Annotated in this window: 27 protein-coding genes and 1 riboswitch; of the genes, 9 read left to right on the forward strand and 18 right to left on the reverse strand. The window is 47.8% G+C overall.

Annotated features, from left to right (window positions below):
- Window positions 1-26: 26 nt before the first annotated feature.
- The gene (locus FO446_RS24020; protein ID WP_237901088.1) at window positions 27-1475 is read right to left on the reverse strand and encodes an aminotransferase-like domain-containing protein; all 1449 of its coding nucleotides are present in this window, start codon (window positions 1473-1475) and stop codon (window positions 27-29) included.
- Between the two features lie 147 nt (window positions 1476-1622).
- Here FO446_RS24020 and FO446_RS24025 point away from each other — a divergent pair, with 147 nt between their 5' ends.
- The 3 genes from FO446_RS24025 to FO446_RS24035 all read left to right on the forward strand — a co-directional run bounded on the left by FO446_RS24025 (window position 1623) and on the right by FO446_RS24035 (window position 3962).
- A complete protein-coding gene (locus tag FO446_RS24025) occupies window positions 1623-2237 on the forward strand; it encodes a LysE/ArgO family amino acid transporter (protein WP_173609967.1) in 615 nt (204 codons plus the stop codon).
- A gap of 81 nt (window positions 2238-2318) precedes the next feature.
- Window positions 2319-2936, forward strand: coding sequence for a DUF47 domain-containing protein (locus tag FO446_RS24030; RefSeq protein ID WP_221867848.1), 618 nt, complete (start codon window positions 2319-2321; stop codon window positions 2934-2936).
- 18 nt (window positions 2937-2954) lie between these two features.
- Window positions 2955-3962, forward strand: a complete 1008-nt coding sequence (locus FO446_RS24035; RefSeq protein WP_173609965.1) for an inorganic phosphate transporter — start codon at window positions 2955-2957, stop codon at window positions 3960-3962.
- Window positions 3963-4076: 114 nt separating this feature from the next.
- On the opposite strand, the gene FO446_RS24040 is transcribed toward FO446_RS24035, so the two are convergent.
- The 4 genes from FO446_RS24040 to FO446_RS24055 all read right to left on the reverse strand — a co-directional run bounded on the left by FO446_RS24040 (window position 4077) and on the right by FO446_RS24055 (window position 6127).
- Window positions 4077-4625, reverse strand: a complete 549-nt coding sequence (locus FO446_RS24040; RefSeq protein ID WP_173609964.1) for a DUF4825 domain-containing protein — start codon at window positions 4623-4625, stop codon at window positions 4077-4079.
- Window positions 4615-5304 carry a permease prefix domain 1-containing protein gene (locus FO446_RS24045; protein WP_173610241.1) on the reverse strand — a complete coding sequence of 230 codons (690 nt, stop codon included), beginning with the start codon at window positions 5302-5304 and terminating at the stop codon, window positions 4615-4617. Before FO446_RS24045 ends, FO446_RS24040 begins: the two co-directional genes overlap by 11 nt.
- On the reverse strand, window positions 5304-5651 hold the full coding sequence (locus FO446_RS24050; protein ID WP_173609963.1) for a PadR family transcriptional regulator: 348 nt from the start codon (window positions 5649-5651) through the stop codon (window positions 5304-5306). The genes FO446_RS24045 and FO446_RS24050 overlap by 1 nt, the downstream gene beginning before the upstream one ends.
- A gap of 230 nt (window positions 5652-5881) precedes the next feature.
- Window positions 5882-6127 carry a hypothetical protein gene (locus FO446_RS24055; RefSeq protein WP_232774080.1) on the reverse strand — a complete coding sequence of 82 codons (246 nt, stop codon included), beginning with the start codon at window positions 6125-6127 and terminating at the stop codon, window positions 5882-5884.
- A gap of 106 nt (window positions 6128-6233) precedes the next feature.
- Here FO446_RS24055 and FO446_RS24060 point away from each other — a divergent pair, with 106 nt between their 5' ends.
- The gene (locus FO446_RS24060; RefSeq protein ID WP_173609962.1) at window positions 6234-6623 is read left to right on the forward strand and encodes a cupredoxin domain-containing protein; all 390 of its coding nucleotides are present in this window, start codon (window positions 6234-6236) and stop codon (window positions 6621-6623) included.
- On the opposite strand, the gene FO446_RS24065 is transcribed toward FO446_RS24060, so the two are convergent.
- The 3 genes from FO446_RS24065 to FO446_RS24075 form a co-directional block, all read right to left on the reverse strand.
- The gene (locus tag FO446_RS24065; protein WP_173609961.1) at window positions 6613-7833 is read right to left on the reverse strand and encodes an MFS transporter; all 1221 of its coding nucleotides are present in this window, start codon (window positions 7831-7833) and stop codon (window positions 6613-6615) included. The two genes, FO446_RS24060 and FO446_RS24065, sit on opposite strands and share 11 nt — an antisense overlap.
- Before the next feature lie 67 nt (window positions 7834-7900).
- Window positions 7901-8836: a 4-hydroxy-3-methylbut-2-enyl diphosphate reductase gene (locus FO446_RS24070; protein WP_173609960.1), complete on the reverse strand. Its 936-nt coding sequence runs from the start codon at window positions 8834-8836 to the stop codon at window positions 7901-7903.
- A 60-nt stretch (window positions 8837-8896) separates the two neighbouring features.
- Entirely contained in the window at window positions 8897-9826 is a 930-nt protein-coding gene (locus FO446_RS24075) for a ketopantoate reductase family protein (RefSeq protein WP_173609959.1), read from the reverse strand.
- Window positions 9827-10051: 225 nt separating this feature from the next.
- Here FO446_RS24075 and glnA point away from each other — a divergent pair, with 225 nt between their 5' ends.
- Entirely contained in the window at window positions 10052-11470 is a 1419-nt protein-coding gene (glnA, locus tag FO446_RS24080) for a type I glutamate--ammonia ligase (protein ID WP_173610240.1), read from the forward strand.
- Window positions 11471-11592: 122 nt separating this feature from the next.
- Complete coding sequence (locus tag FO446_RS24085; protein ID WP_173609958.1) at window positions 11593-12306, forward strand: L,D-transpeptidase family protein; 714 nt, start codon at window positions 11593-11595, stop codon at window positions 12304-12306.
- A 381-nt stretch (window positions 12307-12687) separates the two neighbouring features.
- Here the strand turns inward: FO446_RS24085 and FO446_RS29125 are convergent, their stop codons facing one another.
- The 10 genes from FO446_RS29125 to FO446_RS24135 form a co-directional block, all read right to left on the reverse strand.
- The gene (locus FO446_RS29125) at window positions 12688-12864 is read right to left on the reverse strand and encodes a YjcZ family sporulation protein (RefSeq protein ID WP_419466136.1); all 177 of its coding nucleotides are present in this window, start codon (window positions 12862-12864) and stop codon (window positions 12688-12690) included.
- A gap of 21 nt (window positions 12865-12885) precedes the next feature.
- Window positions 12886-13332, reverse strand: a complete 447-nt coding sequence (locus FO446_RS24095) for a hypothetical protein (RefSeq protein WP_232774078.1) — start codon at window positions 13330-13332, stop codon at window positions 12886-12888.
- Window positions 13333-13459: 127 nt separating this feature from the next.
- Window positions 13460-14014 (reverse strand): delta-aminolevulinic acid dehydratase, encoded by a 555-nt coding sequence (locus tag FO446_RS24100; RefSeq protein ID WP_221867845.1) that lies wholly within the window; start codon window positions 14012-14014, stop codon window positions 13460-13462.
- Window positions 14015-14214: 200 nt separating this feature from the next.
- The gene (locus FO446_RS24105) at window positions 14215-14709 is read right to left on the reverse strand and encodes a hypothetical protein (RefSeq protein ID WP_173609954.1); all 495 of its coding nucleotides are present in this window, start codon (window positions 14707-14709) and stop codon (window positions 14215-14217) included.
- Between the two features lie 186 nt (window positions 14710-14895).
- Window positions 14896-15060 (reverse strand): hypothetical protein, encoded by a 165-nt coding sequence (locus tag FO446_RS24110; protein ID WP_173609953.1) that lies wholly within the window; start codon window positions 15058-15060, stop codon window positions 14896-14898.
- Between the two features lie 55 nt (window positions 15061-15115).
- Window positions 15116-15964 (reverse strand): energy-coupling factor ABC transporter ATP-binding protein, encoded by an 849-nt coding sequence (locus FO446_RS24115; RefSeq protein ID WP_221867844.1) that lies wholly within the window; start codon window positions 15962-15964, stop codon window positions 15116-15118.
- Window positions 15961-16758 (reverse strand): cobalt ECF transporter T component CbiQ, encoded by a 798-nt coding sequence (gene cbiQ / locus FO446_RS24120; RefSeq protein WP_237899296.1) that lies wholly within the window; start codon window positions 16756-16758, stop codon window positions 15961-15963. Before cbiQ ends, FO446_RS24115 begins: the two co-directional genes overlap by 4 nt.
- Window positions 16755-17039: an energy-coupling factor ABC transporter substrate-binding protein gene (locus tag FO446_RS24125; RefSeq protein ID WP_173609950.1), complete on the reverse strand. Its 285-nt coding sequence runs from the start codon at window positions 17037-17039 to the stop codon at window positions 16755-16757. The genes cbiQ and FO446_RS24125 overlap by 4 nt, the downstream gene beginning before the upstream one ends.
- Window positions 17036-17800, reverse strand: coding sequence for an energy-coupling factor ABC transporter permease (locus FO446_RS24130; protein ID WP_016742902.1), 765 nt, complete (start codon window positions 17798-17800; stop codon window positions 17036-17038). The genes FO446_RS24125 and FO446_RS24130 overlap by 4 nt, the downstream gene beginning before the upstream one ends.
- 142 nt (window positions 17801-17942) lie before the next feature.
- A riboswitch (cobalamin riboswitch) is annotated at window positions 17943-18137 on the reverse strand.
- A 133-nt stretch (window positions 18138-18270) separates the two neighbouring features.
- On the reverse strand, window positions 18271-19362 hold the full coding sequence (locus tag FO446_RS24135) for a quinone-dependent dihydroorotate dehydrogenase (RefSeq protein ID WP_173609949.1): 1092 nt from the start codon (window positions 19360-19362) through the stop codon (window positions 18271-18273).
- A 151-nt stretch (window positions 19363-19513) separates the two neighbouring features.
- Between FO446_RS24135 and FO446_RS24140 the strand changes: the two genes are divergently transcribed.
- From FO446_RS24140 to FO446_RS24150, 3 genes are read left to right on the forward strand one after another with little or no spacing between them, the layout of a single operon-like run.
- Entirely contained in the window at window positions 19514-20614 is a 1101-nt protein-coding gene (locus tag FO446_RS24140; protein ID WP_237899298.1) for a GerAB/ArcD/ProY family transporter, read from the forward strand.
- The gene (locus FO446_RS24145; RefSeq protein ID WP_221867840.1) at window positions 20604-21986 is read left to right on the forward strand and encodes a spore germination protein; all 1383 of its coding nucleotides are present in this window, start codon (window positions 20604-20606) and stop codon (window positions 21984-21986) included. Before FO446_RS24140 ends, FO446_RS24145 begins: the two co-directional genes overlap by 11 nt.
- A complete protein-coding gene (locus tag FO446_RS24150) occupies window positions 21983-23161 on the forward strand; it encodes a Ger(x)C family spore germination protein (RefSeq protein WP_173609946.1) in 1179 nt (392 codons plus the stop codon). Before FO446_RS24145 ends, FO446_RS24150 begins: the two co-directional genes overlap by 4 nt.
- Window positions 23162-23173 lie beyond the last annotated feature (12 nt).

Below are 23173 nucleotides of genomic sequence, written 5' to 3' on the forward strand. Positions count from 1 at the left end.
TGACCCAAACAGGTGTCTTCTTTCTTTTATCCCTTTCCACGCAGGAGCTGCGATATTACAAATAGCGCCTTTTCCATATCTGCTTCCTCTGCGTACACGTAGGACAAGCGAAGATGATGACTATCCGTCTGATCATAAACAAAGCCGGGATTTAACAGAACTCCTTTTGCCAGTGCTTCCGTAAAAAGCTTGCGCATGGAAACCGCCTGATGCAGACGCAGCCAAATGTAAAAACCACCATGCGGCATACGCCAATCTGCCAAATCGCCAAACCAGCGAGCAAGGCATTCGCACATCCTGTCCCTTCTATGTCGCAGAGCTTCTCTAAGCTGATCCAGATGCCGGGAATATCTATCGCTTGTGAGCCATTCTGTCGCCACCCATTGAGAAATAGCACTCGCTCCGTAATCCGTCTGCATTTTCACATCCGCAAGGCGTTCAATGACAGGCTCAGGACCTACAATCCAGCCAATCCGCAGTCCCGGACTGAGTGTTTTGGACAAGCTGCCCAAATACAACACCAACCCGCTCTGATCTCTCGCCTTCAACGGCAATGGTCCCGGCTCATCTAACCACAATTCTCCGTAAACATCGTCTTCCAACACAGGCAGTCTCTCCCGCTCACATGCCGCCAACACCTGCTCCCTTCGGTTCTCTGACATACTAATTCCTGTGGGATTGTGGTATGCCGAAATTGTATAGAGAAGCGCCGCGTTATGCGCCTGTTTTTGTCTCGTTAGCACTTGGGGAGAGATTCCTTCCGCATCCATCGGTACACCAACCAGCCGCATTCCCGATGATTGAAACAAAGGCAGTGAGAATAAATACGAAGGCTGTTCGAGCAAGATGGCAGATCCACGGTGAAGGATGCCAATCGATATCAACTGCAAGGCTTGAAGGGCTCCCGACACGACCAAAATAGATGCTGGTGAAGCTTCGATCCCCCTGCTCCGCAAATGATTGCTGATCGCCTGGCGCAAAGGCAACAGCCCTTTTGGCTCCGAATATCCGAGCTGAGTCATTTTGCCCTGCAAGCTAGCCATGACCTCTTCCATCTCCGCAACAGGAATCAAGCTCGGCGACAGCTCACCTGTCCCCAAACGAATGTACCTCGGGTCTGGCTCATAACGATTGATATCCTGAATCGTTGGCGAATTGGGGAGATGAGCTCCGGCCTGTACGTAGCCCAGCCAATTTGGTGGTGGTGAGGTCGTCAATAAGGACCATGTATTGTTGCTAACGACGGAGCCACTGCCTACTGTTGCTTCAATGAAACCATCCGCTTTTAGCTCTTCCAAAGCCGTCACTACCGTGCTGCGGTTTACATCAAAGGCTTGTGCCAATGCTCTTTGTGTTGGCAATTTACTATTGATCGGCCACTCTCCGCCTGCTATTTTCCCCTTCATATAAGCCACGATCTGCACGTAGATCGGTATATCTGATGATTTGTCAGGCTTCCAGTCTATCGTCAGCACAGGCACATTCCCCCTCGTCTTATCATTGTACAAATTGGTTGGTTTGGATGTAAACCAATTGGCTGGAGACAACGGATTCACAACCATGAATAATGACAGTAATGCAAATGGTCTTTGCATCGAGAGAGAAACGGGGAGGAAATGATCATGCTGGAAGCGATTTTGCACGGTTTTGTGCTTGCTTTTGGACTTATTTTACCGCTCGGCGCACAAAATGTTTTCGTTTTTAATCAGGGGGCTCTACAACCTACATTACTTCGCGCCATGCCCGTCGTACTGACTGCGGCACTCTGCGATACCCTGCTCATTTTATTGGCGGTATTAGGAGTTTCTTTGGTCGTATTGACAGTCACATGGCTGAAAACGGTTCTGTATGTGGTCGGCTTCTTCTTTTTGGTGTACATGGGATATTTAACGTGGCGTAGCCGTCCGAATACGGAGGCTGGAGAGAAAGAGCGCTTTTCCGCCAAAAAGCAAATCATGTTTGCTGCCTCTGTCTCTTTGTTGAATCCGCATGCGATTCTCGACACGATCGGGGTGATTGGTACCAGCTCACTGAGCTACACCGGAACAGAAAAATGGGGTTTTACGATTGCCTGCATCCTCGTATCCTGCATCTGGTTTTTTGGCCTTTCTGTAGCTGGTCGTACGGCAGGACGATTGGACCGGTCTGGAAAATTGCAGCGTGGCCTGAATATGGTTTCAGCCGTGATTATGTGGGGAGTGGCCGTCTATATGGCAGCCCAATTACTCATCTCGTAAAGAGTTCATGAAAAAGTGAATAATCCCCATCCCCTCCACTCAAAATACTCCTATTCGGGTTTTGAAGTGGAGGTTTGTTTAATGCTTTTTACCAAATCGGATGCACTCTTGGATGACTTGTATGAGATTGCGAAAAATGTGCATCAGACGGCGATCTATTTTAATGAATACAAAATCACTTCATTAGAGACAGTCAAAACCTTTGCTACAGAGATGAAGGAGTACGAAACAAAGGGCGACAAGCTCATCCATGAAATCATCGTGCAAATCAACAAGACATTTATTACCGCCATCGAGCGCGAGGACGTTCTGGACCTTGCCGTCAAGCTGGATGATGTGCTGGACGGATTAGAGTTTTGCGCTTCGCGACTCTATATGTACGACATCATGGAACCAGATCAAACGATGGTGCGATTCGGTCAACTCATCGAAGAAGCTACCAAACAAATTCTTCTCGCCATCGAACTGCTCCAAAAGCAAAAGTTGTCCGCTATGAAGGAGTACATCATCCGCATTAACGATTTGGAAAGTGAAGGGGATGAATTGGTGCGGGGCAGCATCCGGCAATTGTTCAAAACCTCAAGCGATCCGATTCACATTATGCAGCTCAAAGAGGTTTACGAAGTGCTCGAAGATGTCATGGATCATTGCGAGGATGTCGCGGATGCGATGGAATCCGTGATCATGGGCAACTCTTAAACAAGGAGACCTACTTTCATGTATACGAGCCTTCCCCTTGTTATTGCCGTTATCATTTTGGCTGTTTTCTTTGATTTCATCAACGGGTTTCACGACACTGCCAATGCCATCGCAACCACCGTATCCACCAAAGCTCTCCCGCCTAAGATTGCCATTGGCCTGGCGGCTATCATGAACTTTATCGGTGCCCTGACGTTTACCGGGGTCGCCAAAACGATCGGTGGAGATATCGCCGATCCAGCCAAGCTGGAATTCGGTGTGCTTGTGGTCATGGCTGCTCTCTTGGCTGCGATCCTTTGGAATTTGATTACGTGGTGGTACGGTATCCCCAGCAGCTCGTCTCACGCTCTCATCGGCTCACTCGTAGGGGCAGTCCTCGCTTCCGCAGGGAGCGCGCAAATCAACTGGGCTGGTTTTTTGAAAATCTTCCAGGCGCTTATTGTGTCACCGGTTATCGCGCTGGTTGCCGCTTACCTCATGATGAATTTGGTTTATTTCATTTTCAGTCGGATCATGGTTCCCCCTTCCAAGGTCAACCGGGGATTTCGCTTCTTTCAGATTTTCACGGCGGCCCTGCAATCCTTTACACACGGAACGAATGACGCACAAAAAGCGATGGGCATTATCGTGTTCGCTCTCGTAGCCGCTGACCTGCATGCAGATACAAGCACGATTCCTTTCTGGGTGCAGTTCATTTGTGCCCTCGCGATGGGCTTGGGAACCTCTATCGGAGGCTGGAAAATCATCAAGACTGTGGGGGGCAAAATCACCAAGATTGAACCGATTAACGGAGCCACTGCCGATCTCACTTCATCTTCGATCATTTTTACCTTTACGCAGTTAGGATTGCCTGTGAGCTCTACCCATGTCATCTCTTCCGGGATCATGGGGGTCGGTGCAGCCAAACGGCTGAAAAGCGTCAATTGGGGCGTTGCCAAACGCATCGTGATCACCTGGTTTATTACGCTGCCGATCTCTGCCTTGCTCGCTGCATCCATCTATTTGTTGCTACATGTATTTATCTAAAAGCAAAAGGGACGAGTAACAGGCTCGCCCCTTTTTTCTTTTATCCGAATGAAAAGCCCAAGTAAGACTTTGTTACCATCGTTCATTTCTCCTCTTCCGTTTTACCTCTTTTACCTATGTACTCTCTATTTCCACCATACCCTCTTCAACAAATTGATCATCCCGCAACTTGTCCTGTACACCTGTACGCCACTTTTCTTTTGTCAAAAGCGATGCCAAATCCTCACCGAAGAGGCCTTGTATGGCACCTCGTGTGGCAACAATCGTAGTATCTGCAAAACGATATTCGACAGTTTGCAAATTGTCTACCAGTGCAAAGGCTGCCACAGAATTATACAGCATCGCTTGCTTGAACAATTTCGCCTCGATATCGGTCGTCTTGTCCTCGTAATGGATCTCAATCGTAAACTTCTCCGGACGGAGCTGAAAGGTCCGCTTAAAATCACTTAACGGCAGATGATTGAACATGACCAGATTCGAAGTTGCGCCCATGTACTTGTTTTTGTATGGCAAAATGGATTCCAAATCGTGAGTCAGCGGGTTTTGCTGAGCCAATTGATATTGCTCGGATTGCGCTTCGTTCTGAGGAATAATCATGATCTGAATGGCCATGAACAGGACAACCCCGATGAGAACCAAAGCAAGTATGATTTTATTTCGCATGGAGATCACCCTCCCCTGCATCGTATTTTAAAATAAGTCGCGGAATGGCCTGGAGCCACAGCGGTATGAGGATGGAGAGAAAAGGTAGCGCATACGTTACAGCAATGTTCGCGAATTGATATGGTCCAGTAAGATTCACTGGCGTTGAAAACCATAGATTACTGCCAAAATAGAGCGCAGTCGTAAACACGAGTGTCCCGACAATATAAAGCGCCCACAGCATCCAGCCCGTTTTTCGCAACAAAAAGGCAAATTGCACATTCATGCTGGTCAATTGACGAGAGGAAGCCGGTCGGTTGAACCTTAGCAAAACCAAATAGACGATCCCGATGAGGATACAAATCGCAAACAGACCATAGTTCAAAAAGATACCCTTTCCCCAGATTCGCAAGGGCATAGTCACAATCCAGGCAATGAGTCCGTACAGCAATCCGAGCTGCAACAACTCTTGCAGAAGTGGAAGCATGTATACTTTACGTCGTTCTCCGACAATCGAATCAATCGATGGCAGATTAGCCTTTGCTTTTTTCACCGCTTCACCCAGCGATAGCCCATCTGCAACTAAGTCGGCGACCTTTGCCTCCAAATTGCTCAATACTTCCCACTTGAGCTCCTCGATTTGTTTACTTCCTCTATATTTTTGAAACAATTGATCGACATGGTGCTGCAAACTCTCCATCACACTTCGCCCCGCCTTTCGATTAGCTGGTCAATCAATTCTTTGGCCAATTTCCAGGATGCCAGCGATTTTTCGTACGCTTTTCTCCCTGTTTCTGTCACCTGATAATATTTGCGTCTGCCCCCCTGGCTCTCATCTCCCCAGTACGAAACGATCAGCTTGTGTGACTCTAATCTTTTCAGGCTGGTATACAGGGAAGGCTCTTTCAGTTCGTATCGCCCGCCGCTGTTTTTGAAAATGGCTTTGATGATTTCGTATCCATAGTTATCGCCATCACACAGGACACGGAGAATAATTGTATCGATATGACCGCGGATAATGTCACTGCTGATAATGCTGTCACTCATTTCGTTCACCTCGCAGCTATAGCATAACAGATATTACTATGTGTGACAAAGTAATATGTATTAAATTCCTTCTACTCACACAAAAAAACAAGACCACCCAAAAAGTTGAGATGGTCTTGAACAAATAGGCAGCCCGGTCGCATTATTGTTTCACCTGGTACACCAGATAGGGTGCTGGCGTCCGTTTTCCGTTTATTTCTGGCCAAACATAAAGCAGTTCCAGTGAGAGACTATTCCACCCAAACCTTATACTTGTGACTCTCCACTAATGCTCCATGTGTAATGGCAATGAAGTCTAGCCTGATTGCTGAGTCTTCCACCGCCGCGCCCTCCATTGCTAGCTGTGTGATTTGTCTTGGCAAATAGTACGCCAGTTTTTTGACACCGATTTGGGCTGCTTCTGCTTGGGACAGCTCCGGGGAAGTATGTGACTCCGTATTTTTTTCAACGTTAATTAATCGTAAGAAATAGATCATACCCGAAACTTCAATCGAATAGGGAAAAAGTGTTTATCCCCTTCACTCCGGGGACAGGATAATAGTAACTTCCCATGCTATTGTCCTCAAAGGAGTTGAAAGCAAAATGTCTCGTCACTGGTATCGGCAGCTTCGTTATCCAATCATCGCTCTGGCTGTGACATTAACGCTACTTTGGACACATCATCACCATCGTCTGCCCGCTTCGTACGCTGTCGCGACGCGGACACATACCGTTACGATTTCTAGCGCTGGCTTTTTGCCCAATCAATTGACTGCGCACGAAGGAGAGCGAGTCTCGTTGATGATCGTCAACACCGATACACGCCCTCACAATCTATCCATTCGTGATCTAAACCTTACATCCACAGAATTAAAACCGACTCAATCGACTCTCTTACAGTTTTCAGCCGCCAAACGTGGTCGGTATTATTTCGTATCAGACGCACCGGGCTATCCGGAAACAGGGTTCCAAGGCATGCTCGTCATTGACTAGCTTGCACCTCTTCGTCTGGTGAGATTTGCTTCCACCGTCCGAATTTTATTATGAGCAGAGGAATGATCCCGATCGCGGTGATGATTCCAAAAAACAAATAAATGGCTAGCACCGAAAACGAATCTTTGATCCACCCCGCTACCAAATTGCAAAACATCGAACCAAGCCCGCCTCCCACTGAAAAGAAGATGGCCAGTGCCGTCACCTGAAGGGATGCGGGCGTATTTTCGCGCACAAATTGGGCTGCTGTTGCCAAATAAAAGCCCACTGAAATCCCCTGCACAAAGAACATCGTAATCACGGCAGTGGTACTCGGAGCGGAGCTGTACCAGAACCAGCGCATCGCGCAAAAAATCGCCGATAGCAAGAGCGTCAACTCCAGTCCCCACCTGCGGACAATATAACCCGCCAGCTTCATAAAAGGAGCCTCACTGCCTGCAAACAACAAGAAGGCTAGACCGATCCCGGCAATAGTCCCTCCGATATCCTGATAAAACAGGGAAAACCAAATATTATTGGCATTGACAGAGCCCATCATGCAAAATGATGAAATCAAAAACAACGCAAATCGCGGAATTCGCGCCAAATCCCTTATCCCCGCAAGCATACTGACACGAAACCGCGAAGCCTCTGTCACTTCTTCCGGAACCTTCTGAAGAAACAGAATGGCAATCAGAAACGCCAAGCAAAACGAGTAAAAAAGAACATGTGGCCCCCACTGCTCAACGAGAAGACCGGTGATAAATGCCGCTAGCGCAAAGCCGATTGCTCCCCACAAGCGAATGTCGCCGAACTGAATGCCATGTCCCTTGGCATAACCGAGAGCCAAGCTATCTGAGATGGGCACGACGGCACTTTGAAAAAACGACAACAGGATGTAGAGCAAGAAGACGTAGACAAAGGTGGAGACACCCGTAAAGAGAAGTCCCACCAGCCCGGTGATGGTCAATGTCAGAATCAGCACAGTTTTGCGAATTTGATAGCGATCACAGATCATCCCCCACATCGGCTGTGCCACAATGGAAACGATCGGCGCGACTGCACTGATGAGACCGATTTGAGTCCCAGTTAGATGGATGGATTCGTAGTATTGCGTAATGAGAGGAGCAAAAGCACCAAGCCCGTAGTAAATAAAAAGATAAAGGGCGCAAAGACTAACGTATCTGCCTTTTGCGCCCCCCAGCCCGAAACCGGAGTGTGATTCTGGCATATAACTCTCCTATTTTGAGGTTAATTAACCGTGTAAGAAAACATAACACAAGGCATGCCTACATGATTTATTTTACCGTCGGCAATATTTTCGCCATGTTGACGGTCCGCTTTTTGTCCCATGTAGTCGGGTTGAACTCATCGAACTGCTCCAGGAAGGAGATGACTTCCTTCGTCAATGGAGTTGGCGTCGAAGCACCAGAAGTAACCGCAACATTTTTCTTTCCACGCAGCCATTCAATGTCCAGCTCAGACAAATCAGCGATTCGGTACGACGGAACATTCGCGATTTCTTCCGAGACCTGTGCCAAACGATTAGAATTGTTGCTGCGCGGATCGCCTACGACGATGCACAAATCTGCTTCTCCCACTTGCTCCGCTACAGCTTCCTGACGAACCTGCGTAGCGAGACAAATTTCATTATGCACTTCCACGCCGGGAAAACGTTTAAGAATGGCGTCCATCAGATGCTTAACATCCCATTGACTCATCGTCGTCTGGTTCGTAACGATCAGCTTGTCTGTTGGCAGTTCGAGCGCCTCCAGCTCTTCCAGCTTTTGAACCAGATGTACGTGATCCGGCGCGATCCCCATAGCGCCCTCTGGCTCTGGATGTCCTTTTTTCCCGATATATAGCACATGGTAGCCTTCCGCTACTTTTTCGCGGATCAAATCATGTGTTTTCGTTACATCCGGGCAAGTCGCGTCGACGACAGTCAAGCCTTTTTCGCGTGCTTTCTTGCGCACCTCAGGAGACACCCCATGGGCAGTGAAGATTATCGTTCCCTCATGAACCTGATCCAAGAGAGCCAGCCGATCCTCTCCATCCAATGTTTTTATCCCTTGTTTTTCAAACGCCTCAACGACGTGAGCATTGTGTACGATCATGCCCAAAATATGAATCGGGCGGGGCAAGTCAAAGTTTTGCGCTGTTCGCAGTGCCAAGACCATGGCATCGACTACACCGTAACAATATCCACGGGGGGAAATCTTGATGACTTCCATCTTTACCCCTCCTACTTTTTATAATGCGTGAGCAAAAGACATTTCACCCCGTATTATACCTTATTTGTCTCCTGCACGCTTCTGTTCGTAAACCTTCAGATTATTGTAGACAACTTTTAAAAGCGGCGTGGACAAGCCTTTTTGTTCCGCTCGCTCCAAGAGGTAGCCTTGAAGATGATCCGCTTCCACCGGAAGACCTTTTTCCATATCACGAAGCATGGACGATTTCGTTTGAGGACGCTGATTTTGGAAAGTCTCCATCTGTTTGTCGACGATATCCGGCTTAATTGGTGCCTCCAAAGCGTTCATGACAGAAGCGATTTCGTCTGCAAGCTGACGTGTCAGCTCTACACCCCAAGCCGATTCCCGGATCGGTCCAACAGCAGAATTCATCAATGTGGTAATACCGGAAAATGTCGCAATAAACAAGTATTTGTGCCAGGCTTCCCGTTGAATATTTGTGCTTGCGCGCATCGTTCCGTTGATCTTGGAAAAGGCTTGCTCCATTCGCTCTACACGCTCACTTTTGCCGCCTTCCCACTCACCGAAAACCGCATCATGAATAGGACTTGTCTGCACGACATCCCCATCCGCATTCAGCGTCGTCTCAATAAAACACAGACCCCCGAGCACGCGATCCCGGCCAAAACGATTCCACAAAAGTTCCATATGCGCGATTCCGTTCAGCAGCGGAATAACGACTGTGTCCTCGCCTACGTACGGAGCGATGGCATCCGCGCTATCTTCCAGCGTGTAAGCTTTGTTGGACAAAAGCACAACATCAAATGGTCCCGCTTTCTCTCCTGCTTGAATCAGTTGTGGCTGCTCCAAAAGCAAATCTCCATGAATGCTCTGAATGCGCAAGCCTCGCTCCTGCAGTTGTTTGTATCTACGCTCGCGCACAAGAAACGTTACATCTACTCCCGATTCAACCAGCCTGCCACCAAAATAACCGCCAATGCCCCCCGCTCCCAGTACGAGAACCTTCATCTATATCGCCTCCGCGTTTATAAGTCTTGATTTGTCTACATTTTATTAGAAAGTAACCAATTTCTAAACCCCGCAATATAATGTTAGAAAACTTAACATTCAACGTAAGAAAACCTCTTGACGAACAATAATAATTGTCGATATAATTCGGAATATAGAAACCAAGGAAAAGCCGAACGTTGATAATGAATTCTTAACTTTAATTCGTGAATGGAGTGAATCATGTTGGATATGAAAACAGTCTTGTCCATAATTGACGCAGAAAAAGTGGAATATGTAGATTTTCGCATCGTTGACCTGCTCGGCCGCCAACACCATGTCACCGTTCCTGCCTACGCGGTAGACGAAGGAACATTCCGCAATGGCGTCGCATTTGACGGCTCCAGTCTAATCGGCTACAAGTCCATTGAAGAAAGCGACATGGTAGCGATGCCCGATCCGGCAACCGCCTTCATCGATCCTTTCGTAGAAGCCAAAACCATGAATATCATCTGCAACATCGTCAATCCAGACAACACCGTCTACACACGCGATCCTCGCGGCATTGCGCTCAAGGCCGAAGCCTATCTGCAACAATCCGGCCTCGCTACCGCTGCTTATTTTGGCCCAGAATCCGAATTCTTCCTCTTTGACAATGTACGCTATGCCTCTGGTCCGTCTGGCTCCTTCTTCCACATCGATTCAGAAGAAGCTTACTGGAACACAGGGAAAGAAGGACAAAACCTCGGCTACAAAGTACGCAACAAGGGCGGATACTTCCCTGTTCAACCAACCGACTCCCAAATGGATATCCGCAATGAAATGTGCACGTTGATGACAAAATGCGGCTTGCATGTCGAGCGCCATCACCATGAGGTGGCAACAGCCGGTCAGGGTGAGATCAATTTCCGCTTCGATACACTGACTCGTACAGCAGACAATCTATTGTTGTTCAAATACATCGTGCGCAATGTAGCTGCGAAACACGGAAAAACGGCTACTTTCATGCCAAAACCAATCGTTGGTGACAACGGATCTGGAATGCATGTTCACCAAAGTCTGTTTAAAGGCGACACCCCATTGTTCTACGAGCAAGGCGGTTACGCAAACTTGAGTGAGACTGCGCTGCACTACATTGGTGGTATTTTGCACCACGCACCTGCGTTAATCGCTTTGACGAATCCGAGCACCAACTCGTTCAAGAGACTCGTTCCAGGCTATGAAGCACCAGTGAATCTCGTCTTCTCCAAAGGCAATCGCTCTGCTGCCGTTCGGATTCCGATTGCTGCCGTTACGCCAAAAGCGTCCCGCGTTGAGTTCCGCACCCCGGACTCTACTGCAAACCCGTACTTGGCATTTGCCGCCATGCTGATGGCTGGCCTCGATGGCATCAAGCGCAAGCTCGACCCGCGCGAACTGGGCTTTGGACCAATGGATAAAAACATCTACGACTTGTCCGATGCGGAAAAACACGAGATCAAGAGCGCTCCCGGTTCTCTCGCAGAAGCACTTGTAGCACTCGAACAAGACCATGATTTCTTGCTCGAAGGGAATGTCTTCACAAAAGAAGTAATCGAAGGCTGGATTGCACAAAAGCGCGGTGAGATTGAGCAAGTCGAACGGACAGTGAATCCAAAAGAGTATGAACTGTATTACGACCTATAAGCAAAGAAACAGCCCTTCTCTGATGAGGAGGGCTTTCATTTTCTCCCGAATAAAATGCTGTTTCCATTCACAAATTAAAGTTGTACTGTGAAAAAAAACAGATGATCGGATGAACGTTGACAATGGTGAATCGAACGATAACTCACTTGCTCATTTGTTTTGCTGCAATTCTTCTCCTAACCGTAAGCTTTCCTGCAGAAATCGAAATCGGTCAAAAAGTCGTTTACGCCGAGCATTCGTTACCAATCATAAGCGACCAAGGGATTATTACAATTGAGGTTTATCCCAGAAAACACAAGTTAATTGTCAAAAAGCATGGAAAAACAGTAAAAACGTATCCCGTTGCCGTTGGTAATCCTTCTACCCCTACACCAGTTGGAGAATACAAAATCATTTCCAAAGGAAAAGATTGGGGACCCTCATTCGGTCCACGATGGTTAGGTTTAAACGTCCCTTGGGGAATTTATGGCATCCACGGCACAAACAAGCCACACTCCATCGGACAGCATTTGAGCCATGGTTGTATCCGCATGCGAAACAACGACGTCATTGAACTGTTCACGATGATTCCACTCGGAACAAAAGTAACGATTTATGGTCATGTATTGGGGGACCCGAGCCACGATCCTAGAGATTTAGCCGAGGGAGACGTTGGTGGAGATGTACAGCTCATTCAATCTCGATTAAAGAGCGCTGGATATTATCACGGAATATGCGATGGGAAGTTTCGATCCTCGACAACTGCAGCTCTAAAGAAATTTCAACGGGATCGAAAATTAATACCGAACGGTGTCGTGTCCAGCAAGGTTTACCAAGAGCTGGGATTGCTGGAATAACTCTCGACAAGATTTGTAATCCACTACATGAACCTTTTAAACATACTTCCAATCCCATTTGTTCCTTGGAACGTTCTGAATACCTCGTTTGCTATGCGTACACCATTTAAAATGGTGTCCATATCAAGGTTTAGATTGGAAACCCTTGGCGGTCGGGACTCTTTTCTCGTCTTACGGCTTGTTTTTGCCCACTCTTGATAGTACTGGCCAAGGGATTCAGGATTTTTTTGCAGCTTTCTGACCGAGACCTTATTTGACTTGAGCCAGTCAGAAAACTCAGGGGTAAAACCATGGATTTTTCTAGCCACTTTTCACCCTCCCCTCCATTCGTAAATGAATAATGCAAAGGGATTGTATGTCCCTTTGCATTACTTTGTTTCCCTAACAATCACAACCGACAATTACCAGCAAAACGAAAAGGACCAGGATCAGAGCAAAGTCATCAAAGCCATCAAAGAAACCCATTCTGTCTCCCCCTTTCCTTAGACACACTACTCTATGCGCTTTTCTCATGATTTGCCTGTACCATGACCTACTAAACAAAAAGGACGCAAGCATTTGCCTGCGCCCTTTTTCATCCTATTGCAGTCCGATTTGCGATTTCACTTGCAGAATTCCGCCTCGGAAAGAAAAATTCGCATTTGCTCCAATCGTCCCTTCGCCCTCGTACATGTAGACGATTGTGTGTCCTTCCTCTCCCTCTTTCCCAACCTCAGCAAGCAGTTCGCCTTCCCCGCCCACTATTTTTTTTACTTCCTCAAAGCTCATCCCATTTTCAATCTGTTCAAATTCACTCTTCGTGATCGTTGCTTTCTCTGTCGTTGCAGGAGCATTCGATTCTGCTGCTGGTGTTGCTGGCGCGGTTGCCTCAGCTGGAGCCGTGCCAGTTGGCGTCGCTGGCGTTGTTGCTGGTACCGTACCTGTTGGCGTTGTTGGTGAAGATGCTGCCGTTTCTGTTGATTGCCCGGAGCTACATCCAGCCAACATGATGGCGAAAGCCACTATGAAAAAAGCCAATTTTTTCAAAGAAATACCCCCATAATTGAAATAAGTCTCTCCTACCATAATCCAAAATATGACTGCCAACAAGAATAACAACCTGACAATTCTCGACACAAAAAGAGCCTCGTACAAGGCTCCCTTTGCGTTTCCATTACTCTTTTACATAAAGCTGATACATCCCGGTTTCTTCATCCGTTGCCTTTGCAATTCGAAAAGCTGCTTCCACGCTTTTCTTGTTTTGAATTACCTCGTAGAAAAAGCGCAGGGCGAACATAAGCGCAGAATTTCCGTCCGGGTAATCATCTGGCCCGATATACGTATGGCAACCACTGTCCAGAAAGGCCTTCGCTAATTCGGGATCACCAAGCGAGCATCCGTTACCTAACACGATTTTTCCATCCAACTTGGCAAAACGTCTAACCTCGTCAGAGCCAAAGTCACCCTTTGGTTCTCCTTCCTCGTAAACGTCCTCGCCTAGCTCTGGCATAATGAGGCTACCCTCATCTCCATGGAAATTCAGAACAATCATATCGGTATTTGGGTAAAGGTCGGTACCATTCAATACATCAATCAAATCGTTTGGTCGACCAATCCAGTACGTAAAGACTCGAGCTCCAAAATACTCAAGTGTATTTCGGATTGCTTGGCTATCCAAATCCGTATCCGGACCAATTACTAAGGCAACATTCATTTCAGGTTTACTCATCGTGATATTCCTCCATTTGGTTGTAAGTGGTTTTTATTTGTAGGAAAACAAAACCATTTACGTGGAGGGGGTCGGGCCAACTGGTGAATAGCAAGACGTTACTTCATAATCATCAAGTAGGAAAACTCCTCTTCAATTGGAATATTTTATAAATTCCCAGTAGTATATCACCCAAAACTTGGCATGTAAAGTTTCCCTCATTACGCAAACCCTTTTTTGATTTTGGTCTTCATATCACGATACAGCTCTCCGTATGTGATCGCATGCTCGATATGCGAATAGGAAAGCACGGAATCGCCATCCTTGCTCTCGCAGCACGCAAAGAATAGGCTTTCCATCAGATTGTGATTCTCGATGGAATTGGTAATATGAACGCAATCCTCAATCGAATCATGAGCGTCATGCTTGTAAAAAAGAAACGTCCCTTCTTTGAATGCCCCTTTTTTGTTGGCGTCTTTCCAGATGAGCATGCCCAAGGTAATAAAATACCCTTCCTGGAAGCGGATGACGCCTGTAATGACAGAATTAATCGTGGTCGGAATGATCGCAATCGAGTCATTGAGCTCATTGACGTATTCATACAACGCTTTATTGGATTCTCGAAGATCAGCGATTGGTACATGAAGAAGCTGCTTGTCTCTTAACTTTTCTACGAGTTGCTGAACGCATAGCGTCTTATTCAAAGTTGAAATCACAACCTCATCACTTCTCCCATTGTAAGTAAGTGCCTTCTTTACGTTATTCGTGATGAAATGACATATCCCTACAAAATCCGCACAAATCTTCTTACTTTTTCAGCGAGAATCAAATCCCTCTCTTACCTAAGACGTCCAAAAGCCCTTCACGCCTTTTTGTGGCGAGAAGGGCTTTTTGGCGCAAACTTACGCCTTTCCTTTTAGGTAATCATCCTTTATCTTCTTTTCCTGTTCAGCGGTGGTCATGTCTTTCTCCAATACCTGATACATCAATTCATCCTTTACTTGGCGAGGGACTCCTTTTTCCTGATGATTTGGGACAGATGAACTCGAGACAGAGTCATGTTCCATACTGCGTACCTCCATGGCTTTTTGGGGTTAGCTTACCCGAAAGCGCCCACTCCATTCACCACACCCGCTGAACACGGAGCATTTCACGCAGTTCATCGACCGAACGCGGAATATGTCCGCCCAACTCGCGCTTCCACTGCTCAGGCAGTGCCTCCCACACATCAACGAGCAACGGCATACCCAGATGAAGACTCTCCAGCATGGCTCTGTTTTCCAATGCCTCCTGCGGATCTCCCGCGAACACAAGCCTGCCTGCATCCATGATGCAAATCCACTCGGCCCATTCAAAGGCAATATCCATATCGTGTGTTGCCATCAAAACAGTTGTTCCTTGCCGGTGAATGGCTTCGAGCTCCCGCAGCAAATTTTTGGTCTGATAGCGATCCAAATACGCAGTAGGCTCGTCCAATAGCAAAAGCTCTGGCTCCATGACCATGACCCCCGCGAGCGCCAGCCGCCGTTTTTGTCCCAGGCTCAAATGATGAATCGGAGTTTCTGCCAGCTCTCTCAACCCGAATGCATCCAGCACCTTTTCTACCTTTGCCCGGATTACTTCCACAGGCAGCTTCTGATTGCATAAACCGTAGGATATATCTTCTGCGACCGTGCTTGCGATCAACTGATGCTCGGGATCTTGAAAGACCAAGCCCACCTTTTGCGTCATCTCTTGCAATGCGGCTCGCTTGTAGACAAGCGGTTTTCCTTTCCACAGCACTTGTCCCTGCTGTGGCTCGATGATTCCGTTTCCATGCAAGAACAAAGTCGACTTCCCACAGCCATTCCGTCCCAAAAGAACACATTTCTTCCCCTCAGGAATCCATAAGGACAGCCCTGACAGGACAGGTCCCCGCCCTCCCGGATACGTGTACTGCAAATCGATGAACTCCAACAACCGTGATGTCATAACCGCCAACCTCCTGTCCACCACTCAAGCAGCACCAGCAGCATACAGCCTGCGATTGCCTCCCACTCATAGCGGCGCGAGCGGGAGTGGGTATGAAACGAGAGCACCTGCATGCTCTCCCCAAAGCCCCTAGCCGCCATTCCTTTGTGCAAGGCTTCGTATTTGCGCATTGCTCTGACAAACAATTGAGCGACGAGAACCCCTGCATCCCGAAGCGTCGCTCGGAAGCCGCGATGACCTCCGCGCGAACGTTGGGCAATCCAGAGCTGATGAGAAATCGTTACCAACACAAAAATAAACCGATACATGATCATTAATAAGTCAGTTACAAGGACAGGCATACGTAGCCGGCGAAGCACCTGCAAAATATCAGCAAACGGCACGGTAAACAAAATGAAAGCAAAGCAGGATAAGCTCGCCATGGTACGCCAAAACAAGATCCAAGCTTTACTGAAGGACGACATCGGCACATAGAGCACATAAGAACCCAGCTCCCATGCTGCCGCGACCTGGACCTGCACTTCTCCTGCTCTCGCCCCTTCAACCAGTAGAGCAGGAAGCCCCGCAGCGAAAAACGAGAGCGACACGATCATAAAGGTAAAATAGATACGGACAGGAATCCGGGCATACACCACTACCCATACCGTCATCCACACAGCGACAGCCATCTGCATCCATACATGTCCTACCAGGACGAGCAGTAACAATGCGCTCGCCAGTAATAGCTTATGAGCAGGCGGCAGACGTTTCAGCCTGTTTTGATAAGAGAGAGAATCAAGCTGCAGACCGTTCATTTTTTCCGCTTATCCAACCGGCCTTTGTACAAGCCCACGGCGTAGCCAACCACTCCCGCTCCCAACGCCGCCTGCACCGCAAACAATAGACTCTCCGTCTCTCCCCCTGGCGGCTCTATCAGCGGCTGGAACCACGGTTCGTAGTTCGGGGCGATTTCCTTGATCGCTTCCTCTGCCACGCCATCTGCGCCGCCAAATTCCGAATCCTGAACCAGCAACAGCGGGACAATAGCCAGTACGATTACTCCAATGAGTAAAAGCCAGTTCCATCCTTTTTTCACAGCGATTCCTCCCGTTTGAGCAAACGAAGCTGTGTAAGCTCTTTTGCGTTGTAAGATAACAACCAGTTCCAAACAAGAACGGTCAACAGACCTTCACTGATGGCGAGCGGTACTTGCGTGAATGCAAAAATTCCTGCGAATTTGGCAAACGAGGCCAACACTCCGCCAGATTCAGCTGGAAATGCGAGTGCCAGTTGAAGCGAAGTCACTACATAGGTAGCGAGATCAGCCAAAGCCGCCGCCGCAAAAACCGCCAGTCGCTGGCTTCCTGCCACTTTCATGATCAACCGATAGATTCCGTATGCCACCATTGGTCCTACCACTGCCATAGATACAGCATTCGCCCCTAGCGTAGTCAAACCTCCATGCGCCAATAGCAGGGCTTGAAACAAGAGCACCATGCTCCCTAGCACAGACATCGCAAAAGGTCCAAACATAATGGCACCGAGGCCCGTTCCAGTCGGGTGAGAGCTGCTGCCTGTAACCGAAGGGATTTTCAGTGCAGATAAAACAAAGGCAAACGCTCCTGCAACGCCAATTAGGAGCTTCATTTCGGGATGTTCTTTTACAATTTTGTTAATCGAGCGAATCCCAAGAATAAAAAATGGCAAGAAGACAGCCCACCAAAATAAGGCCCAGGATAAAGGCAAATACCCTTCCATGATGTGCATCGCGTGTCCTGTCTCAGGTTCATTGAGCAAAAAATACAGGACGAAGCCCGCGATCATCAGACAAGTAGATACGAGACGAGATCGATTCATGTTCATTCCTCCTTCACTCACTTTCGTTCTTTCCTCCAAACAAAAAAATCCCATCCATCAATGGACGAGATGTGCACACAAAACAACAGACTGACTAGACAGCCTCATTGCCTCGTATTCACCGCTCCTTTCCGCGAAGGTTCTGTGGGTGTGGCTACTAGGTAGGTCTCCTGGCTTCCAGATCCATGCGCTCCTTGTCCTTCCCCATACGAAAATGAGTGGTTTCCTTCTCAAAGAGAGCTCCCTGGTTACAGTGGCGGGACCGCTCGGGACTTTCACCCGATTCCCTGTTACCCTTTATACGTCACATAAAGGCACCTAACGCCGACTATATGCAATTGACTGACAATTCATGTTTGTCCCACATCATTATACCGGATCCCTACATAAATCGGAAGAATATAAGCAAAAACGCATAAGCAGAAGACCCGCTATAAACGGAGCCATCGACCTATGCGTACTTGTTTTATCTATTCTTTTGCGTCTACGCCAATCACTTCACTAATATGTTTAAAGCCATCGCGTTGCATGAGCTTCAGCAGTTTTTTGTTGATTTGCTTGGCGATACCTGGGCCCTGATAAATCATCCCTGTATACACCTGAACGAGACTAGCTCCTGCCCGGATTTTCGCGTAGGCGTCTTCCCCGTTATAAATACCGCCGACACCAATAATTGGTACCTTATCTCCTACTTCTTGATAAATCTCCTTCACCCAAGCCGTGGAACGCTCTGTAAGAGGTCTTCCGCTCAAGCCGCCCGCTTCCTCGGCAAATCGATGTCCGGAAACCGCCTCGCGTGACAGTGTCGTATTGGTAGCAATAATTCCGGAAATGCCTTCTTCTACAGCAGCGTGAACCACATCGCGCATGTGCTCATCTGACATGTCTGGCGCTACTTTCAACAAAATCGGCTTTTTCTTGATGGAACGCGCTTCCATTTCGGTTGCCTTTTCCCTTACTGCACGCACCAAATGACGCAAGCTCTCTGTTTCCTGCAAGTCACGCAGATTCGGGGTGTTCGGAGAGCTGATGTTAATGACGAAATAGTGACCGTATGCATAGAGCATGTCCATACATTTGCTATAGTCGACGGCCGCTTCTTCATTCGGCGTTACTTTGTTTTTCCCAATGTTAATCCCAATCGGAACATCTGAGTATGCGTAATCGACCAAATGCTGGGAAGCCAAATACGCACCATGATTGTTGAAGCCCATTCGGTTAATGACAGCTTGATGTTCCGGCAATCGGAACAATCGGGGCTTCGGATTGCCTGGCTGCCCCTGCGGCGTCAATGTCCCGATTTCCACAAATCCAAAACCAAGGGCACCCAACGCATGGTAGACTTCTGCATTTTTATCAAAACCGGCTGCAAGTCCGACTGGATTCGGAAACGTCATTCCCCACAGCTTATTCTCCAACCGCTGGTCTTTTACCTGATAGATCATCTTCAGGATGCTTTTGCCTGGAGCAGAATCCTCCACCAGCCTTAAGGCACCAATTGTCTTTTCGTGAATCTCTTCCGCATCTTGCTGGAACAGATATTTTCTTATGAGCTGATACATCGGCTGCACTCCTTACTCCGTTTCTACCTTTTTACCTCATAGTAGAATACCATACTTTTTCGGGAGGATGTAACCTTTATACGTGATACATATTTCCAGCCAAGCAGGCAAATCCTAACAGCACCACCACGCACAGGGGGATAAGTCTTTCATGAAAGTGGACGGAAAAATCGGGATTGGTCAAGCCATTATGGTGATGATGCTGACGATCGGCATTACGAACCACGTAACCGTTATCCCCCTCTTATTGAGTAAAGCCGGAAGAGATGCTTGGTTGAGCGTGTTGATTGCCGGTATCCCTTTTTCCTTCTGGGCGTACTTGCTGTTTGTGGTTAATCGAAGTACGAAGCAACAGTCTTTGCATGAATGGCTTGCGCAACGCTCAGGAAAAATCGTCAGCCATCTGTTGCTCACCCCGATCATGGTCTGCCTGTACATGATGGCCCTAACCAACCTGATCGATACCCAGACATGGACGACCGTCAACTACTTGCCTCGAACACCCGAGTGGGTGACCGCATTAGCCTTAATGGGTTTATGCATACTCGCGTCTATCGGGGGAATAACCTCCGTAGGAATCACAGCAGGAATCTTGTTGCCTGTCGTGGTTTTGCTCGGATTTTTCATCGCTTTTGGCAATATTCCTAAAAAGGATTATAGTCTTTTGTTGCCGCTTTTCCAGCATGGGCATGGTCCTCTTCTTCACGGGATGCTCTATGTAGGCGGCGGTATTTCAGAGATGTTTCTGCTGCTATTGCTCCAACCTCATGTACGTAAGCCCTTGCGCCTCGTACACTTTTTGGTCATGCTCGGCATCACGCTTCTGCTGACACTCAGTCCGTTGACAGGGGCTATTGCGGAATTTGGACCTATAGAGTCTGCGCGCCAACGCTTTCCGGCATTTGAGCAATGGCGGCTACTCACGATTGGAAAAGACATCGAGAACATGGAGTTTTTCTCCATTTTCCAATGGCTCGCTGGGGCTTTTATACGCATCACGATTTGCTTGCTGCTCTTGGGAGATTTACTCACCATCCGTACCCAAAAAGAACGCAGATTCATGATGATTTTTCTAGGCGGAAGCATGATCGCCTTTACCAGCCTCCCATACAGCGACATGCAGTTCGTATCATTTCTGACGCACGTATACTATCCGCTTTACCTAGTCATTATCGTTGTGATTACTCTCGCACTCATGCTGGTTACTCTGCGCAAGCCATCCAGACAGGAGGGAATAGGCCATGACCCTTGAAGAGGAACTGCGGGAAAAATTCGCGCATTGTGCGGACGTCGTTTTTATGCGAACAGTCACAACCGAGGACCAGCCTGTATTGATGCTTTATTGCGAAGGACTTGCAGACGTTCGTCAATTACAAGATACGGCATTGCCGCAATTGGAGCGATTCCTGGCTATTGGTGATTTGCGTTCCTTGCCTCTTTTCCCGCTCTTCACGAATCCAGAGTTGTGGGTAGAGCGACTGTTTGCAGGAGATTTGCTGATTTTCATTGGAGACTCTCCTCCATTCGCCTGGGATATCTCCAATCGACCGGAGCGCGGCCCTGAGGAAGCCAATACAGAAATATCGATCAAAGGTCCACGCGACGGCTTCGTCGAGGATCTCTCCACGAACGTAGCTCTCATTCGCAAGCGTATGCGAACCATTACCCTGGCCTATGAGCCTTTTATTCTCGGAACGCGCTCGCGTACGAGAGTTGCGATGCTGTATATCACAGATGGAGTATCTTCGGATCTCGTGGAGATGATGCGCGAGAGGCTCCTCAATTGTCGGTCAAAAAAAATCTTGAATAGCGCTATCCTGGAGAAATTACTCAGTGACAATACTCATTCGCTGTTTCCGTTAGTTGATTATACGGGACGTCCTGACTATGCAATTTACATGCTGCTGCAAGGGAAAGTGGTCGTATTGGTAGACGGCTCACCTTTGGCAATCGTGGCACCGGTTACCTTGCTCGAACTCATCAAATCTCCCGAAGATGATCAGTATCCGGTTTCTTATGTATGGTTGGAACGCATTCTGCGTTTGGGTGGATTTTGGATCGCGATTTTTCTGCCTGGCTTCTGGATTGCGCTGTCCGCTTATAACGTAGAGCAATTTCCTTTTCAATTGCTCGCTACCGTTACACAAGGCCGAAAAGGGCTGCCATTTTCCGCGCCAATGGAGCTATTTATCATCTTGTTTATCTTTGAATTTCTGCGCGAGGCAGGTGCCCGCTTGCCCAAAAACGTCGGGCAGACGCTGGCATTAGTCGGCGCACTGATTATCGGGGATGCTTCCATTCGTGCAGGACTGACATCGCCCTCGATGCTGTTTATCGGCTCCTTGACAGTCGTTGCCTCCTTTACACTGGTCAACCAGGCATTAAGCGGAGCTGTTACCGTGGCACGTTTCGCTGTTTTCTTCCTTTCCGCAACCATCGGCATGTACGGCTTTATCCTCGGGATGATTGCCATCGTATACTATTTGTCCACCTTGACCTCCTTTGGCAGATCGTATATTTTGATGGGTTCATCCAACTCCTTGTCCACCCTGTTCATTGTTTTATTCAAGTCCATGACCAGTTTTTTACGGACGAGATCGGCTAAGGGTGGCGATCCCAAATGAAATGCATGCGGATTGCTTCTGCTATGCTGCTGTTGGCAACGACTCTTCTTAGCGGCTGCTGGGACCAGAAATCGATCCAGGATCTTCGCTACTTATCTGCCATGGGCATCGATTACGTCAACAATGAGTATGTTCTATACGCCCAATCCACCGATCTGTCTACCGTCGCGAAGCAGGAGTCATCAACTACCCTTCAAGCACCACCCGCGACCATTTCGATCGGAAAAGGGAAAACACTTCAATCTGCCTTTGATAACCTGCAAAAAAACGCGCAGGTGCCCGTATTTCTAGGCTTTGTATCCTCCCTCGTATTTCATGAGCGTCTCTTGCAAAAGGGCATTATCACCTCCCATGATATTATGAATCGATACGGTCTGATTCGTTACACCAAATGGGTATTCGGAACACGGGAGCCGATTGACAAAGTGTTAAGCTCTCATTCTTTGGTCGGATTTTCTCCATTGGACTCTCTGTTGCATCAGCCAAAGGATGTTTATGAGCAACGTTCGTTTATCGAGCCGATCCAATTTTTTCGGTTTATCTCGGACTTTTGGGAGCCAGCAAACACCGTGTTATTGCCAAACATCACGCTGTACGAGCGTTCCTGGAAAGAAAATAACCGTTTTATTTCTCGTCTCTCCATCGATGGCATCCACGCCATTCATCGTGGAAATTGGCAGGGTTACTTCCCCAATCGTGATTTAATGGGGATTCGGTGGATGAATCCTGACACAAAATTTGCTGGCCTCGTTGTGAGACAAAACAACATTCCCAAAGCAACAATGCGTATCGAACACGTCCAATTGGACATCATTCCGATTACCACCGGAGATCATCCTCGTTATCAGGTCAATGTTCGGCTTAAGGGGTTCGTTCGTGAAATGATGAGTACGGTTACACCTGCTTTCGTAGAAAAAAGCTCCGAAGAACAGGTAGCCGAGCAGATTCGCGGGACGTTTCTGAAAGGAGTCAAAGCAGGGGTTGATCTATATAGCCTGGAGGAAGCTTTGTTTAAACAAGACTACCAGGCTTGGCGAAAGTACGAAATACGCAAGCGCAATAAGCTCACACCTGATTCCCTGACCCAAATCCAGGTGCATATGTACTTAAGTGATTCCGGAAAAATGAAGATGGATTCGGTCAAATACCCTGACCCGCTTCGGCCGAATGAATAAATAATAAAAAAA

It is taken from the genome of Brevibacillus brevis, assembly GCF_022026395.1.
Classification (GTDB): domain Bacteria; phylum Bacillota; class Bacilli; order Brevibacillales; family Brevibacillaceae; genus Brevibacillus.

Bases quoted from the DNA above. Each gene is read 5' to 3' on its own strand.
- FO446_RS24025 (WP_173609967.1), top strand. From the start codon at position 1,623: ATGCTGGAAGCGATTTTGCACGGTTTTGTGCTTGCTTTTGGACTTATT.
- FO446_RS24030 (WP_221867848.1), top strand. From the start codon at position 2,319: ATGCTTTTTACCAAATCGGATGCACTCTTGGATGACTTGTATGAGATT.
- FO446_RS24035 (WP_173609965.1), top strand. From the start codon at position 2,955: ATGTATACGAGCCTTCCCCTTGTTATTGCCGTTATCATTTTGGCTGTT.
- FO446_RS24040 (WP_173609964.1), bottom strand. From the start codon at position 4,625: ATGCGAAATAAAATCATACTTGCTTTGGTTCTCATCGGGGTTGTCCTG.
- FO446_RS24045 (WP_173610241.1), bottom strand. From the start codon at position 5,304: ATGGAGAGTTTGCAGCACCATGTCGATCAATTGTTTCAAAAATATAGA.
- FO446_RS24050 (WP_173609963.1), bottom strand. From the start codon at position 5,651: ATGAGTGACAGCATTATCAGCAGTGACATTATCCGCGGTCATATCGAT.
- FO446_RS24055 (WP_232774080.1), bottom strand. From the start codon at position 6,127: ATGATCTATTTCTTACGATTAATTAACGTTGAAAAAAATACGGAGTCA.
- FO446_RS24060 (WP_173609962.1), top strand. From the start codon at position 6,234: ATGTCTCGTCACTGGTATCGGCAGCTTCGTTATCCAATCATCGCTCTG.
- FO446_RS24065 (WP_173609961.1), bottom strand. From the start codon at position 7,833: ATGCCAGAATCACACTCCGGTTTCGGGCTGGGGGGCGCAAAAGGCAGA.
- FO446_RS24070 (WP_173609960.1), bottom strand. From the start codon at position 8,836: ATGGAAGTCATCAAGATTTCCCCCCGTGGATATTGTTACGGTGTAGTC.
- FO446_RS24075 (WP_173609959.1), bottom strand. From the start codon at position 9,826: ATGAAGGTTCTCGTACTGGGAGCGGGGGGCATTGGCGGTTATTTTGGT.
- FO446_RS24085 (WP_173609958.1), top strand. From the start codon at position 11,593: ATGGTGAATCGAACGATAACTCACTTGCTCATTTGTTTTGCTGCAATT.
- FO446_RS29125 (WP_419466136.1), bottom strand. From the start codon at position 12,864: ATGCTTGCGTCCTTTTTGTTTAGTAGGTCATGGTACAGGCAAATCATG.
- FO446_RS24100 (WP_221867845.1), bottom strand. From the start codon at position 14,014: ATGAGTAAACCTGAAATGAATGTTGCCTTAGTAATTGGTCCGGATACG.
- FO446_RS24110 (WP_173609953.1), bottom strand. From the start codon at position 15,060: ATGGAACATGACTCTGTCTCGAGTTCATCTGTCCCAAATCATCAGGAA.
- FO446_RS24115 (WP_221867844.1), bottom strand. From the start codon at position 15,964: ATGACATCACGGTTGTTGGAGTTCATCGATTTGCAGTACACGTATCCG.
- cbiQ (WP_237899296.1), bottom strand. From the start codon at position 16,758: ATGAACGGTCTGCAGCTTGATTCTCTCTCTTATCAAAACAGGCTGAAA.
- FO446_RS24130 (WP_016742902.1), bottom strand. From the start codon at position 17,800: ATGAATCGATCTCGTCTCGTATCTACTTGTCTGATGATCGCGGGCTTC.
- FO446_RS24135 (WP_173609949.1), bottom strand. From the start codon at position 19,362: ATGTATCAGCTCATAAGAAAATATCTGTTCCAGCAAGATGCGGAAGAG.
- FO446_RS24140 (WP_237899298.1), top strand. From the start codon at position 19,514: ATGAAAGTGGACGGAAAAATCGGGATTGGTCAAGCCATTATGGTGATG.
- FO446_RS24145 (WP_221867840.1), top strand. From the start codon at position 20,604: ATGACCCTTGAAGAGGAACTGCGGGAAAAATTCGCGCATTGTGCGGAC.
- FO446_RS24150 (WP_173609946.1), top strand. From the start codon at position 21,983: ATGAAATGCATGCGGATTGCTTCTGCTATGCTGCTGTTGGCAACGACT.